General features: G+C 38.2%; 17 protein-coding genes and 1 riboswitch. Of the genes, 5 read left to right on the top strand and 12 right to left on the bottom strand.

The annotated features are described in order from the left end of the window. Positions 1 to 11 precede the first annotated feature (11 nt). From MKX82_RS11745 to MKX82_RS11760, 4 genes are all read right to left on the bottom strand, one after another. Complete coding sequence (locus MKX82_RS11745; RefSeq protein ID WP_341077356.1) at positions 12 to 1,523, bottom strand: DHA2 family efflux MFS transporter permease subunit; 1,512 nt, start codon at positions 1,521 to 1,523, stop codon at positions 12 to 14. A 29-nt stretch (positions 1,524 to 1,552) separates the two neighbouring features. After that, positions 1,553 to 1,687, bottom strand: a complete 135-nt coding sequence (locus MKX82_RS11750; protein WP_267913270.1) for a hypothetical protein — start codon at positions 1,685 to 1,687, stop codon at positions 1,553 to 1,555. Beyond that, entirely contained in the window at positions 1,684 to 2,304 is a 621-nt protein-coding gene (locus MKX82_RS11755; protein WP_233313533.1) for a TetR/AcrR family transcriptional regulator, read from the bottom strand. The genes MKX82_RS11750 and MKX82_RS11755 overlap by 4 nt, the downstream gene beginning before the upstream one ends. A 286-nt stretch (positions 2,305 to 2,590) precedes the next feature. Further along, positions 2,591 to 3,121: an HAD family hydrolase gene (locus MKX82_RS11760; RefSeq protein WP_233313532.1), complete on the bottom strand. Its 531-nt coding sequence runs from the start codon at positions 3,119 to 3,121 to the stop codon at positions 2,591 to 2,593. A gap of 229 nt (positions 3,122 to 3,350) precedes the next feature. On the opposite strand from MKX82_RS11760, the gene MKX82_RS11765 reads away from it, so the two are divergent. From MKX82_RS11765 to MKX82_RS11780, 4 genes are all read left to right on the top strand, one after another. Continuing rightward, entirely contained in the window at positions 3,351 to 3,677 is a 327-nt protein-coding gene (locus MKX82_RS11765; RefSeq protein WP_233313531.1) for a hypothetical protein, read from the top strand. 384 nt (positions 3,678 to 4,061) lie between these two features. Continuing rightward, positions 4,062 to 4,937: a LysR family transcriptional regulator gene (locus tag MKX82_RS11770; protein ID WP_233313530.1), complete on the top strand. Its 876-nt coding sequence runs from the start codon at positions 4,062 to 4,064 to the stop codon at positions 4,935 to 4,937. Between the two features lie 184 nt (positions 4,938 to 5,121). Next, the gene (locus tag MKX82_RS11775) at positions 5,122 to 5,499 is read left to right on the top strand and encodes a CidA/LrgA family protein (protein ID WP_233313529.1); all 378 of its coding nucleotides are present in this window, start codon (positions 5,122 to 5,124) and stop codon (positions 5,497 to 5,499) included. Beyond that, positions 5,496 to 6,185, top strand: coding sequence for an LrgB family protein (locus MKX82_RS11780; RefSeq protein ID WP_233313528.1), 690 nt, complete (start codon positions 5,496 to 5,498; stop codon positions 6,183 to 6,185). Before MKX82_RS11775 ends, MKX82_RS11780 begins: the two co-directional genes overlap by 4 nt. Before the next feature lie 31 nt (positions 6,186 to 6,216). Here MKX82_RS11780 and MKX82_RS11785 read toward each other — a convergent pair whose 3' ends face one another. Continuing rightward, a complete protein-coding gene (locus MKX82_RS11785; protein WP_233314732.1) occupies positions 6,217 to 6,420 on the bottom strand; it encodes a cold-inducible protein YdjO-related protein in 204 nt (67 codons plus the stop codon). Between the two features lie 341 nt (positions 6,421 to 6,761). Between MKX82_RS11785 and MKX82_RS11790 the strand changes: the two genes are divergently transcribed. After that, on the top strand, positions 6,762 to 7,049 hold the full coding sequence (locus MKX82_RS11790; RefSeq protein ID WP_237941600.1) for a DUF6509 family protein: 288 nt from the start codon (positions 6,762 to 6,764) through the stop codon (positions 7,047 to 7,049). Between the two features lie 42 nt (positions 7,050 to 7,091). On the opposite strand, the gene MKX82_RS11795 is transcribed toward MKX82_RS11790, so the two are convergent. The 7 genes from MKX82_RS11795 to glpK form a co-directional block, all read right to left on the bottom strand. After that, a complete protein-coding gene (locus MKX82_RS11795; protein ID WP_233313526.1) occupies positions 7,092 to 7,490 on the bottom strand; it encodes a cytosolic protein in 399 nt (132 codons plus the stop codon). 127 nt (positions 7,491 to 7,617) lie between these two features. Continuing rightward, positions 7,618 to 7,818 carry a cold-shock protein gene (locus MKX82_RS11800; RefSeq protein WP_233313525.1) on the bottom strand — a complete coding sequence of 67 codons (201 nt, stop codon included), beginning with the start codon at positions 7,816 to 7,818 and terminating at the stop codon, positions 7,618 to 7,620. Positions 7,819 to 7,924: 106 nt separating this feature from the next. Beyond that, positions 7,925 to 9,379: a DEAD/DEAH box helicase gene (locus MKX82_RS11805; protein WP_233313524.1), complete on the bottom strand. Its 1,455-nt coding sequence runs from the start codon at positions 9,377 to 9,379 to the stop codon at positions 7,925 to 7,927. 357 nt (positions 9,380 to 9,736) lie between these two features. Then, on the bottom strand, positions 9,737 to 9,937 hold the full coding sequence (locus tag MKX82_RS11810; protein ID WP_233313523.1) for a cold-shock protein: 201 nt from the start codon (positions 9,935 to 9,937) through the stop codon (positions 9,737 to 9,739). A gap of 200 nt (positions 9,938 to 10,137) precedes the next feature. Next, positions 10,138 to 10,974, bottom strand: a complete 837-nt coding sequence (locus tag MKX82_RS11815) for a bifunctional 5,10-methylenetetrahydrofolate dehydrogenase/5,10-methenyltetrahydrofolate cyclohydrolase (RefSeq protein ID WP_233313522.1) — start codon at positions 10,972 to 10,974, stop codon at positions 10,138 to 10,140. A 38-nt stretch (positions 10,975 to 11,012) separates the two neighbouring features. Continuing rightward, positions 11,013 to 11,097, bottom strand: a riboswitch (ZMP/ZTP riboswitch). A gap of 581 nt (positions 11,098 to 11,678) precedes the next feature. Beyond that, a complete protein-coding gene (locus MKX82_RS11820) occupies positions 11,679 to 13,355 on the bottom strand; it encodes a glycerol-3-phosphate dehydrogenase/oxidase (RefSeq protein ID WP_341077365.1) in 1,677 nt (558 codons plus the stop codon). A gap of 174 nt (positions 13,356 to 13,529) precedes the next feature. Continuing rightward, the gene (gene glpK / locus MKX82_RS11825) at positions 13,530 to 15,023 is read right to left on the bottom strand and encodes a glycerol kinase GlpK (protein WP_341077366.1); all 1,494 of its coding nucleotides are present in this window, start codon (positions 15,021 to 15,023) and stop codon (positions 13,530 to 13,532) included. Positions 15,024 to 15,066: the final 43 nt, after the last annotated feature.

Genomic DNA, 15,066 nt, shown 5'->3' on the forward strand with positions numbered 1-15,066 from the left:
CTTTTTTGCTGTTAGTTTGTTGCTGGTTTTCTATTTGGGCTTCCTTGCTTCTCAAGCTCTTTAACTGCTTCTTGACTTGTATCGACTCGTTTAACAAACAGTGCCAGAATTAAAGCAATAGCATTAATAGCAAGTGTCACGTAGAAGGAATATTGAATTCCCTCAAGCAGCGCTTTTTGTGTAAGCAGTGCAGCTGAAGCTTCTGTCACAGAAGCTGGATCTACTCCAGCCATCATACTTTCCGCTTCGTTTTTTGTGACTGTATTCATAATTGTAACAAGTATCGCTGTCCCGATTGATCCTGAAACTTGCTGAGCTGTATTATTAACAGCCGTTCCATGAGGATTCAAACGTGTTGGCAATTGGTTTAAGCCGTTTGTCATGATTGGCATCATTACCATTGACATTCCGAACATACGCAATGTATAGACAAGAATGATATAGGCATGTGTTGAATCTATTTGCAAATGTGCCAGCATATAAGTCGATACACCTGTAATAGCCAGACCTATAACGGCAAGAACACGGGGACCGAATTTATCGAACAGCCTTCCTGTGATCGGCGACATAATCCCCATAATAACTGCACCAGGAAGCATCATTAAACCAGAATCAAGTGGCGATATCCCTCTGACGTTTTGTACATATGCTGGTGTCAAAATCATCCCGGAAAACATCGCAACCGCATTAACTATCGCAATAACAGAGCCTAGCGCAAACATTGGATATTTATAAACACGCAAATCAAGCAGCGGTTCTTCCATTTTTAATTGTCGTATGATGAATACCGCCAATGCTATAGCACCGGCAATCAATGATATTAATACAACTGGATCAGACCAGCCGTCGGAGCTTGCGGAGCTGAAACCATATAACAATCCGCCGAAACCGATGGAAGATAATACAACCGATGTATAATCTAGTGTTGCATTTTTATTTTGTGTCATAACATTCTCAAGCTTCCATGCTGCCAGCAGCAAGCTGATTACAGCAAGCGGAAGAATCATTTCAAATAAAAGTCTCCAGTCATAAAATTCAACAATATAACCAGATAATGTTGGTCCGATTGCAGGAGCTGTAATCATAACCAATCCGAAAATCCCCATAGCAGCACCACGTTTTTCACGGGAGAAGCTAATTAGCATGATATTCATTAACAGCGGGCCCATAACCGAAGACCCTGCCGCTTGGATCATTCGTCCTGCAAGCAATGTGCCAAAGTTAGGAGCAAATGCTGCCAATGCAGTACCTGCTGTAAAAATGGCCATGGAGGTAATGAATAGGCTTCTGTTCGAAAATCTAGTTAACAGGAAGGCTGAAGCTGGTATTAATACACCACTGACAAGCATATAGCCTGTTGACAGCCACTGTACCGTCGAATAATCGTCAATTTTTAGGTCAACCATAATTGATGGTAATGCAACATTCAAAAGTGAGTTGTTTAGAAATGATACAAATGCACCTACAAATAGAATGGCAATCATCAAATATGGAGGTTTCTTTTGTTGTAAACTGGAATCCATATAGTTTTTGTCTCCTTACCCTTAGTAAATTAATTTATCTTTTTATTATCTGCACATGCTAATTGGAGTATGTCAGGACGTTTGATAATTTGCGCAGAGATGTTTTGCTTCTGAAGTGTGTCGACAAGCTTTTTTAATTGCATGTTGATTAAATCCTTCATCATACTTCTTCCCTGCCGAATCCCCTTTTAAGAAGATCCATTTGCTTCAGATAACTGTCAGTCGCCTCTGCAACGGTTAAATCCTTCACATACATTTGAACAATATTATGGAAGGTAACGGCTGTCATAACTCTTACCATGTGATGCAATTCACTTTCATCCTTTAGGTTCAGGTTGCTTTTGTTAATCGATTGGGAGATATTTAAGAAAAGACTTTTTTGCTTTTCTTCGTATACATTATTAGCTAATGTGTTCTCCAATTTATAGTTCATATTCAAAAAGGCGTTTTTAAAAAAGTTTTCATGATTTTGTTCTTTATGATTTGTCACCATAAATTGAAAGGACTTAATAAAGGTTGCGAATAAATCTCCGTCATTTTCCTCTAATATGGAAAGGAATCGCTTCGTATTTTTCTTGGAGATTTCACTTAATAAATAAAAATACAAATCCTCTTTGTCATCGAAATACTGATAAAAACTTCCTCTCGGAATACCTGCGCTTTTAATAATATTGGCAATAGATGCCTCATGTAGCGGAACTCTTGAAAATTCTTCTTTTGCAGCATGAATCAACGTATCTTGCTTATCTGCTGCTAAATGGAAAAATGTTTGTTTTGGCATAAGACAACTCCTACTTCCTATACATGACACAGTGTCACATCTGATAACAAAATTTATTATATGTGACAGCGTGTCATCTTGTCAATATATTAAGATGACATCATGTCACTTTTTTCGAAAAAAATCTTAAACAGATACAAGTTAGCATTTTCCTATTATTTCAAATCGATTATAGGTCTAAAAGATTACACAGTGGCACAAAAGCCCTGCAAGAGAAAAACAAAAAAAAACCAGAACAAGACTCTTTCTAAAAAGGTCTTGTTCTGGCTATCTTTGAATGAGCCTGTTATTTGTTTCCTTTTTGTCTGTCTATTTCCTGCTTAAGACGACCCTCCGGTGCGAAGTCCTTTTCCCAGTTCGGCGGCTTAATGATTTTTCCGTCTTCTTCTCTAAATCTTGGTTTACCATCTTCAAACAGCTTGCCCATATTTGCTTCTTGAACAATCTTAAACAGATTAAATGGCTCTACGCCTGCAATGACAAAGCTTCCCTGGTTAAAATACTCCACATCTGTCAATGCGTCCATTTGTGCAACAAGCACATCATCGACAGGCTTTTTCTCTGTCGTAATTTTAGCAGCGGCTTTATGAAGGCCAGCAAGAAATGCTTGAAACAGCTCCTGAAATTTTTCTTCTTTTCCGTCAGCTGTTGCATAAAGAAATTCTACAAGCTCTTCTCCTGTCCATACAGCTCTGTTTACAGCTGTTTTTTCTTCAATCGGTGCAGGTGTTTCTCCGACTTGATGTCCGAATGCTTGGTGAAAATCTTTCACCATATTATACATAATATTAAGGTCTTTATTTTGTTCGTTTCCCATAATGACTCCCTTTAAAAAAATTCTTCCATGAGTATTTTACCATTAATGCTACCAATATGGGACTTCCATTCTGTTTTTTTTGTAATCCTTGTAAGAGAATATGCGATTTCCTTCTATATAACAACGTTTTGGCCACCGCGGCCTGAACCAACAAAGCAATGTGAAAAAACATTAATTTACTAGTATTTAAACCCCTGTTATAATACTAGAGGAAAGAGGTGTTGAATCAGTGGATATATTCAGTGTTAAAGAATTGTCAGAGGTTGTACGTCATGTAGAAGTCGAAGGTCAAGGGGGTATTTTTACAGAAGAAACTGGAAAACTGCCAAAGGATTATCCAAAAGAATTTCTGAGTAGAATTGTCAACTATATATCCGATCAAGTGTTGATTAATAAGATTGATGCTTTAACCGAGGATGAAGCACTTCATATGTTTGTTAAATCCGTTTATATTGTACGAATCAAACATTTGGAAAGCCCTAATAATTTCGAGGAAAATGCACTTATAGAAAAAGTTTTTGAAGATTATATAATGGAACCTTCCGCGCTTAATTAACCTGCGCTCTTTAGATAAATGTTTTCAGGCTGTTGAGGGCATACCCAACGGCCTGAACTCTCCATATATTTAAGTACTTATCGAGTCCGTTTGTTGCGATTTAGATTACTTACGATTATTTCCACCGTATTTTTCTTTGCAAGTAAATTCTCATATTTTCTTTGAGACATTAAGTTATATTTCCAATCCGCTTGCCATTTTTTTGTTTTCAACTCATAAGTATTCACAGGTTTCCACACCTTTCCAATCATTCTAACAAAGTTTTACCCGCCTACATCATTCTGTAAACATCTTTTTTTATTTCAAAATAATAAATATTCGCTGTCTCTTTTTCAGCTGTTGGAGTACAATAATAAACAGTGAAAATAGGAATGGAGCAGTTAAATGGAAATTAGACAATTAATGTACTTTGTTGAAGTAGTAAAGCAGAAAAGCATGACGAAAGCATCTGAAAAACTGCATGTTTCCCAGCCTGCCCTTAGTAAAGGTGTCAAAAGTTTGGAAGAAGAAATCGGCATCACGCTAATTAATCGATCAAATAAAACACATGAACTAACAGATGCTGGCCAGATCGTTTACGACTACGCGCAAAAGATAATGGCTCAAATGGATGAGATGGCAACTACCCTCCACGATATGACTAATCTTGCTCGCGGGAACATTAACATCGGTATTCCGCCAATGATCGGCAGCCTCTTTTTCCCTAAAGTTATATCTGCATTTCACAAGGCGTATCCGAATATTCAAATCAATATTAAAGAGTATGGAGCGGCTAAAGTAGTCAAGAGTGTCGAAGAAGGAGAAATTGAAATTGGTATTGCCGTATTGCCAATAATGGATGAGTCTTCGTTCCACGTCTTCCACCTTGTGAGTGAAGAAATTAAATTAATTGTCCACAAACAGCATCCTCTTTCCAATCGAAAAAAAGTCCATATGAAAGAACTTATAGATGAAGAGTTTATTTTTTACAGTGAGGATTTTGCCTTATATGAAATGATGAAACGTGGATTCATCAACGCAGGATTTGAGCCGAACATCATCTTTAAAAGCTCACAATGGGACTTCATGATTGAAATTGTTGCTGCGAATTTAGGGATTTCCATGCTTCCAGAATCGATTTGCAACCGCACAACAAACAATCAAGTAAGATTTATTGATTTAGAACCAGTAACTAATTGGCAGCTTGCTGTCATAACAAAAAAAGACCGTTATTTATCTGTCGCCGGGAGAAGATTTATTGATTTTATTCTTCAGCAATAAATGATCATCTCCCCTGCTCCTCCCCCATTTACGCATCACCTTCTGCACGCACCCATTATAACTATTGGTTATTATAATTATAATAATTATGTATTTTACGAATAGCAACATTCAGCGTATGATAACTTATATAGTTAATCTAAGGTTTAAGGGCGAGCATTTATTCCATTGATTGACAGGGAAGGTGATCGTATTGAAATTTCTAATCATTATCGGGCAAATTGCTTTTATACATCTTTTTCTTTTTCTTGGAATGGGAGTAAAAATGGTTGTGTCAGTTCCGCTGCCAGCATCCATGATTGGTCTCATTTTTTTATTTATAGGTTTACAGCTTAAGTGGATTAAACTGAAGTGGGTAGAAACTGGTGCAGCCTGGCTGCTGGCTGAACTGCTGCTGTTTTTCATTCCATCTGCTGTTGGTATCGTCAACTATGAAGAAATCCTTAATATGAAAGGAATTGAAACGGTTCTTCTCATTGCTGTCAGCACCTTTATCGTGATGGGAGCAACCGGATTTACAGCAGAAAAAATCTATAATAGAAAGAGAAGTTTAAATAAATGAACATTATAATGTTTACTGTATTAACGTATATATTTTACAGAGTGACAAAATGGAGTTATAAAAAATGGAAAAATCCATTGCTGCATCCGCTACTGCTGTCACCACTGCTTTTAATTCTGTTTATCAGCTGTCTCCATATTCCAGCAGGAAGCTATTTAGAATCATCGCGGTTGTTGACACACCTGCTCGGCCCTGCAACAATCGCCTTTGCGGTGCCGATATATAAACATAAGCATCTGTTGAAAAAATATTTCGGTGTTATGCTAATAAGTGTCACAACCGGTACTGTAGTAGCTATCACGTCATCTTTTTTTCTATCACAATTAATTAATTTGCGAGCAGATTTCATTATAAGCATATTGCCGCGATCCATCACAACGCCAATCGCAATTGAAGTATCGCAGGAAATTGGCGGACTTCCGACATTAACAACCGTGTTTGTCATCATTACTGGAATCATCGGCGGGATAATTGGACCATATGCAATAAAACTTTTATCCTTGAAATCGCCTATTGCTAAAGGATTAGCTTTAGGAATGGGTGCACACGGTGTCGGAACAACAAAAGCGATGGAATTTGGCGAACAGGAAGCAACCTTTTCGACCTTGGCAATGATATTAGCTGCTTGGATTACGGTGATTTGGGGCAGTTCGCTCATTCCTTTGTTAATGAATATTACAAGCTAAAAAAAAACTAAAATCCAAAGGATTTTAGTTTTTATTTTGAGTAAATGCTATTATTATTGACGACTTGCAACTCTCTAGTCGTTTTTTCCATATCACTGCCGCATATTGGGCATTTTGGTGTTTCAGTGCTTTTAAAATTGTCCCGAATCCAGCATTTGCATGTTTCAGATACACAATCCCAAACTACAACTTCTTCTTTTACAATTTCCTCGTTATTCTTTCGGCCAAATCCCATTGCCAAATGAAACACCTCCATGAAGCTTTTGTTTGATTAGAGCCCACTATCAAAAAAAAAGAGCCCGTAAAACATAAAAAATCACTTGCAAACGTAAGAAATCTACAGACTAGACCTTAAAAACAAGTGACCAAACATATCTATCTTTCTTTTAACCTATCTTCCTATTATAACATACATATATAAAAAGTCAAATAATTAATATTCCATCTTATCATATTCCATTTCAATTGAAAAGCATTAGCTATCCTGTAAGCAATATGATATTATTTTCGAGTATGCAATAAATTCACCCATACTTTGAAATACTATGCAGTGATAGATATAGGAGGTCATCAATAATGAATATAACAGAGTATACAGTGGAAAAGATCGAAGATCCAACTGGCATTTTATCAGGAGAACGATATGAATTCTTTTTAACTCTGGAAGAGGATGAGGAGGACGAGCTGTTTGAGGACGGCACCATTCAATTAAAGGTATTGTTCTTCGTTGAGGAGTCAGAAATGAAAGTGTTAAATTATGACTTTTATAACAGCAGTCAAGACAAGTACTTGGATTTTGCTTTAGAAGAGGACGAGCTTCAAGAAGTATTTAATTTTTGCAGCAGTCATTACAAAGAGGCTTAAATTACATAAAAAGAGCAGGAGACATGTCTCCTGCTCTTTTTATTATACTTCTACCGACTTACCATCTTCCACAATATGATGCATTAAATGCGCAAGATAGTGTATTGGACCAAAAGCGTCCTCTGCTTCTTCCTCTTCATCCTCATCAATTTGCAAATCATTTAAATGAAGTGCTATAAATTGGTAGAAGTCCTTTAATTCAAAGGAAAAACAAGCAGATGGTGTTTCACTTTCTTCCAGATATTGAAGAACTAAATACGATTCTTTTCCACTTTCATCAACTGCATCAAAATAGATGAAGTAGCCGATATTCGTATCCAACTCAAACAGCTGTCTAGTTCCACCGCTAGTTACTCGGTTAAAATCTTCTTCACTCAATTTTTGGACTGTAATGTTTTCCATTCCATCTTCTTTATGAAATTCAACAGTAAATTCTTTCATTATGTAGCACCTCTTTCTTTATCAGCCTTTATTGTAACAGACTTTGTCCAATTAACAAAAATATTGCTTCTAAAAAATTATGCTAAAAAGAACCCTGTCATTAGCAGGGTTCTTTATCATCAGCATATTAAAGTTTCGTTACGTTAACAGCTTGCGGGCCACGTGCGCCTTCTTCAATATCGAAGTTAACTTCTTGGCCTTCATCCAAAGTTTTGAATCCGTCTGTTTGAATAGCAGAAAAATGAACAAATACGTCATCTCCACCTTCTACTTCAATAAATCCAAAACCTTTTTCTGAGTTAAACCATTTTACTTTACCTGTTGCCATTTTATTGCCTCCTAGATTTAAATAACCAGGATATACATTTATATCCTTCATTTGTTTATATTAACCAATTGGAAGAGAAATTAAACATAAAAGAGAAATATTTTTATTAATCTCTATTTCTGTTTCTGTTTCTGCTTCTTCTTTCTCCGCCGCCGCTGCCGCCGCCACGGTTACGGTCATATCCACGTCCGCCTCTGTCATTACGACGACGTCCGCCAGAACGGTCACCTTTCGGCTTCTTAGAACGAAGCGGTTCAACTGCAGTCAATTTAACTGGCGTTGCATCTGGCTCTTTTGTAAGAAGCTTCAATGCACTTGCAAGCAATGTCACAGAATCAGTTTCTTCCAATAATGTTTCAGCAAGACGCTTATATTCTGCAAATTGATTTTCTTCAACTGTTTTTTGGATTTTGTTAATTGTTGCCTGTTGGTTTCCAGCCAATACATCTGTAGTAGAAGGTATCGGGTTTTTCACCATTTTTTTCTTCGTAACATTTTCAATGATGCGAAGATGATCCAATTCTCTTGGAGATACAAATGTTACAGCATAACCTTTTTTACCTGCACGGCCAGTACGTCCGATACGGTGTACATAGCTTTCAGGGTCTTGCGGAATATCAAAGTTGTAAACATGTGTCACACCGCTGATATCCAATCCGCGGGCAGCTACATCTGTCGCTACCATGATATCAATTGTTTGTTCCTTAAAGCGACGGATTACTTGATCCCTTTTGCCTTGAGGAATATCACCATGAATTCCTTCTGCAGAATATCCACGCTTGATTAAGCCTTCAACCACTTCATCAACACGTTTTTTTGTTCTACCGAATACAATTGCAAGTTCTGGTGATTGGATGTCAAGAAGACTGCACAACACATCAAACTTTTGGCGCTCTTGTAATTCGATAAAGTTTTGCTCAATATTTGTAACCGTCATTTCTTTTGCTTTAATTTTAACAAGCTCTGGTTCAACCATGAAGCGTTCTGCTAATGATTGAATTCTTTTTGGCATTGTTGCAGAGAAAAGCAATGTTTGACGTGTTTTTGGTGTTTCACTTAGAATTCTTTCGATATCTTCAATGAAGCCCATGTTTAACATTTCATCTGCTTCGTCCAAGACGATCATTTTTGTATCTTGCAGACGAATTGTTTTACGTTCGATATGATCGATTAGACGACCAGGAGTCGCTGCAATAATTTCTGGTTTTTTCTTCAATCCGCGAATTTGGCGGTTAATGTCTTGCCCACCGTAAATTGGTAATGTACGGATGCCTTTCACTGCACCGATACGGTTAAGTTCTTCTGCAACCTGTACAGCCAACTCCCTAGTAGGTGCGATTACAAGACCTTGAACTGGTTTACCCACTTCAATTTTTTCTAAAAGAGGCACACCGAACGCTGTAGTTTTACCAGTACCTGTTTGTGCTTGTCCAATCATATCCTTGCCAGCAAGACCGATTGGAATCGCCTGTGCCTGGATTGGTGTTGGCTCTTCAAAGCCCATATTGGATAATGCTTTTTCTAAACTGCTGCTTAAATTAAAATCTGAAAAAGTGGTCAATACTTTTTCCTCCTTCATTATTGCTCATTGCATTTAATACTTATAAAGAATGGGCGTTATCTGTTATGATTGTCCATTTTGGATACCCTAGCCTATTTTACCCAAATTAGTAGGCATTTAAATAATCTTATCTTGAAAAATATTGGAGCAAGAGCGTTTTATAAATAATAATAAATATATACTCTCCACTTCCATTCACTTTTTTTCATGTTCTAAAACATTCTGGAAAAAAATATTAGGGGATTTAAATTCCTGATGAAAATGATTGGGTTTATGGAGAATGGCGAAGCACTTTTTGTACTACACTAAAAAAAGGTGATGCATTAAGGAAAGGCATCACCTTTAATCTAAAAATTATTAAGCTTTAGTAACGTTAGCTGCTTGAGGTCCACGGTTACCTTCAACGATTTCGAAAGTTACGTCTTGACCTTCTTCTAAAGTTTTGAAACCTTCTGATTGGATAGCGGAGAAGTGAACAAATACGTCTTGTCCTTCAGTAGACTCGATGAAACCGAAACCTTTTTCTGCATTAAACCATTTTACTTTACCTGTGTTCATTGTAAAACCTCCAAAATTGTGTTACACCTTTAAGAACTTATATAAATCTTTAGGAATCAGTGAAGCATCGCTACCTTTTCGGACATAAGCTATATTTGCAACTATGACCATCTATCCTTAAAAAACATATACCGAACTTACAAGCGTTAAATACATCATATATTCAATAGTGACTTTTGTCAAACATATTTTTTTCTTAATTAAATTCCTTCAGCAGAATCCACTGTGTGCTTCAGCAGCATACTTATTGTAACAGGACCTACTCCGCCTGGTACTGGAGTTATTGCAGATGCGTTTTCCAGGCATGCCTCATAATCGACATCACCGATATTGCCTTTATTATAGCCTGCGTCTAATATTACCGCGCCTGGCTTAATCCAGTCTCCTTGGATGAAGTTCGGCTTGCCGACTGCTGCCACTACGATATCAGCCTGTTTTACGTGGTCTGCTAAATTTGTTGTGCGGGAATGGCATGTAGTTACTGTTGCATCTTCATTTAACAGCAATGCAGATACCGGTTTACCTAAAATCGGGCTTCTGCCGACAACAACAGCATGTTTTCCGCTCGCTTTAATACCGTAATGCTCCATTATCTTCATAATGGCTGCAGGTGTACAAGATGGGAATTTGCCAAATCCAAGAGCCGTTTGCCCATAACCGAAGCTTGTTACCCCATCAACATCTTTTTCGATTGCAATCGTTTCAAATGCCTTTCTTTCGTCAATATGACCAGGAACAGGATGCTGCAGCAAAATTCCATGGACATTATTGTCGTCATTTAAGGCTTGTATCGTTTCAAGTAATTGTTCTGTTGTTGTCTCTTTATCAAGATGGATTCTTTTACTGTCTATTCCTAGCTTTGCACACGCATTTCCTTTCATGCGCACATATGTCTCGGAAGATGGATCGTCTCCAACGAGAATTGTCGCCAGACAAGGTGTTACGCCTTTTGTCTTTAACGCTTCAATTCGGCCTTTCAGTTCTTCCTTAACAGCATTCGCTACTACGTTTCCATCCAGTATTACTTTTTCAGACATGTATATCCCTCCAGGTATTGTGTTAGAAAGGTTAATTTACCTTTTGCCCAGACGACCGGCTATACACTTTTCACAGCTCCCATATGGTTCATTCCATTATTGTCGTCAGTCACTGCGAAACGAATCGTTTTTACTACGTAATCATAACATAGCTTTAATTTCATGAAAACATGTTTCGACAATAAAAAAGGCATCTCCGCATATTTGGGAGATGCCTGCTGTTTCGTGCTTGTGATAGATCTTTACTCATTTATTATTCGAAAATAATTAGACCTATGTAAAAACCGCACTTCTTGGCATATACTTAAGGGTCATGCACCGTGAAACGTGCCATACCTAAAACAATGAAAGCCCTGCCTCTCTTTCATCCTTACGGCTCCGAGGCCGTGCCAGTGTGAATTAGTTCTATGAATTAGAACGGTGGCAAAAATAACATTAACTAGAATAATTTTTTGGAAGGGTTAATCCGCATTTAGGAGATTATTTTAATGTGATTTTTGGAGAAGATTGTTAAAGTGGTGTTTGTTCTATATATCAACTGTTCCTTGTTGTCTTGCTTCTACATAACTTTACACAAGTTCTTTATGATCAATTCCGTTCTTACCTCAAATACATACAAGCAATATCATATCCTATTATTTACAGTTTGTCAATTCTATTTAAACCAAAAGATTAGTCACGGGATTGCCCGTGACTTAATTTTTTTACATTATATGATCCAATAGCTCTTCTGACTGTAAATCAGCTGGCACTGTAGCATGGAGGATTTCCTTTTCAAGCTGTTTTTTATAAAACAGCTGTTCTGCTTGATTCCATCCATAGTAGCTCGCCATATATGCCAATACCTCTTCCTTATATTGAACTGCTTCTTTGATGCCAAACAGCAGCAAGCCTGTTCTGCGCAGGAGCACATCGACTGGAGTCATCGCAAGCTCGTGTTCCAATGCATAATGCACTTTTGCCCATAAAAGCACAGGCATATTATTTTCAGCAGATGCTTTCTGTTCTTTAACAATGCGGTAAACAACCGGAGCATTGCTTCCATACATTCTCGCAACAGCTTCTGCATCTTCCTTCGTCAAGCCAGCATCCATTCCATCTGGAACAATACCGGCAACATAGCTGTCAAACTTGCTCGATCCCCCCACTTTCCCGCCAGATATTGGCAAATGCTTTGTCTGACATTCTGAAAAGCTTTTATTTGCTTTTGCAAATTTCCCACTGACTAAATTGACAACTGTTTCCGCCATTTTACGGTAGCCAGTCAGCTTTCCGCCAGCAATTGTCACAAGTCCAGACTCCGATTCCCAAATCTCGTCTTTTCTTGAGATTTCAGACGGATCCTTACCGTCTTCTAAAATCAACGGTCTAACTCCAGCCCAGCTTGATTCCACATCATCCTCTGTCACATTGACAGAAGGAAACATATATTTAATTGCATTTAAGATATATGTTCTGTCCTCCACTGTCATAGCTGGGTTAACAGGGTCTTCTTTATAGAAAGTATCTGTTGTTCCTACATAAGCTTTCCCATCTCTCGGAATGGCAAAAACCATTCTGCCGTCTGGTGTATCAAAATAAATGGCTTGCTTTAAAGGAAAAACCGATTGGTCGATAACAAGATGGACTCCTTTTGTCAGCTGCAATGTTTTCCCTTTTCTGCTGCCATCTTTTTCCCGAATGCTGTCAACCCAAGGACCGGCAGCATTAACGATAACTTCTGCGAAAACAGAATACTTCTCGCCAGTTAAAACATCTGTTACTGCTACTCCATTGATTTTCCCTTCTGTATCGTAAAGGAGATTTTCTACCTTTGTATAGTTTAATGCTGCCGCCCCTTTGTCTATCGCTTCCTTCATTACTTCTATTGTTAATCTGCTGTCATCTGTTCTGTATTCCACATAATAACCGCCGCCTTTTAATCCATCCTGTTTAACTAGCGGTTCATATGCCAAGGTTTGTTCTTTCGAAAACATTTTCCGTCTTTCCTTTTTTTTCACTCCTGCAAGAAAATCATACACCCTTAATCCAATGCTTGTCGTAAACTTGCCGAAAGTGCCGTCTGTATGAAAAGGCAACAGCATCCATTCTGGTGTTGTAACATGAGGTCCATTTTCGTAAACAACAGCCCTTTCCTTTCCGACCTCTGCTACCATTTTCACTTCAAACTGTTTCAAATATCGGAGTCCGCCATGAACAAGCTTTGTAGACCGGCTAGATGTTCCTGCCGAGAAGTCCTGCATTTCAACTAAAGCAGTTTTCATGCCTCTTGTAGAAGCATCCAGGGCAATACCAGCACCAGTAATTCCCCCTCCGATTACAAGCACGTCAAATTTGTTTTCTTTAAGTTGTTTTTTCAGTAAGTTGCGGTTTGTTTTCATTTTGGAAGTCCTCCTAAGGAATAATGTCCAACAAAAAGAGACCACAAAGCATCATTACCATTACTTGATAACGACTTTGTGGTCTCTCCTAATCTCCGGACATTTTATTAACTTGTTTTTAGTATAACATACTTTTTTATATATTCACAGTATTTTGAATTAAATGATGTAATTTTAGTTTTTGAATGCCATTGTAGCGTTGACTGCTTTTTTCCAGCCAGCATATAGCTCTTCTCGCTTTTCTTCCTCCATGGCAGGATCGAACGATTTTTCTAACTTCCATTGTTCAGCGATTTCAGCTTGGTCCTTCCAGAAGCCGACAGCCAATCCCGCTAAATAGGCCGCACCAAGAGCAGTTGTTTCATTGATGACAGGTCTTTGAACAGGTACATTTAAGATATCTCCTTGGAATTGCATCAAGAAATTGTTCTTAACTGCTCCTCCATCTGCTCGTAATGTTTTTACGCTAATGTTCGAATCCGCTTCCATTGCAGATAAAACATCTCTCGTCTGATATGCAAGTGATTCAAGTGTAGCTCTGACGAAATGCTCTTTTGTTGTTCCTCTTGTTACTCCGAACATAGCTCCCCGCACATCACTGTCCCAATACGGAGTTCCAAGCCCAACAAATGCTGGCACTAAGTAGACACCATCTGTTGACTCCACTTTCGTCGCATATGCTTCACTGTCTTTTGCATCCTTCAGCATTCTTAAGCCGTCACGAAGCCATTGAATAGCAGATCCTGCTACAAAGATACTACCTTCTAGGGCATACTCCACTTTTCCATTCAATCCCCATGCAATTGTTGTCAGCAAACCTTGATTGGAACGGACAGCTTTTTCTCCTGTGTTCATCAACATGAAACAGCCTGTTCCATACGTATTTTTTGCCATACCTTCCTCAAAGCATGCCTGACCAAATAATGCTGCCTGCTGGTCGCCAGCCACACCGGCAATTGGAATATTCTTTCCGAAGAAATGATAGTCTACTGTATGAGCATAAACTTCAGATGACGGCTTTACTTCTGGAAGCATTGACTTTGGAACAGTTAAAATTTCAAGCAGTTCCTCATCCCATTTAAGGTCATAAATATTAAACATTAATGTGCGAGATGCATTCGTATAGTCTGTTACATGCGCCTTTCCGCCAGACAGCTTCCAAATAAGCCAAGTGTCAATCGTCCCGAACAGCAATTGACCGTTTTCCGCTTTCTCTCTTGTACCTTCGACATTATCTAGAATCCACTTAACTTTTGTGCCTGCGAAATACGCGTCAATTAACAAACCCGTTTTATCTCTGAACAATTGGTTGTATCCTTGTGCTTTCAATTCTTCACATATTCCGTTCGTTTGTCTCGATTGCCACACAATCGCATTATAGACAGGCACACCAGTCTCTTTATCCCATACTACTGCTGTTTCCCGTTGGTTCGTAATACCGATGCCTTCAATTTGATCTGCCTTAATATCTGATTCTGATAAAACTGTTGCGATTACAGAGAGAATCGAACCCCAAATTTCACTAGCATTATGTTCCACCCAGCCTGGCTTAGGAAAAATTTGTGTAAACTCCTTTTGTGCTGTATGAACGATTTCCCCTTTTTTGTTAAAAATAATCGCTCTTGAACTTGTTGTCCCTTGATCTAAAGATAAAATATATTTCTCCACAAAAATACCCCCTAATTAGTTTTAAAAATTAATCTAGTATGTG

The organism is Niallia sp. FSL R7-0271 (assembly GCF_038005785.1).
Taxonomy (GTDB): Bacteria; Bacillota; Bacilli; order Bacillales; family Cytobacillaceae; genus Niallia.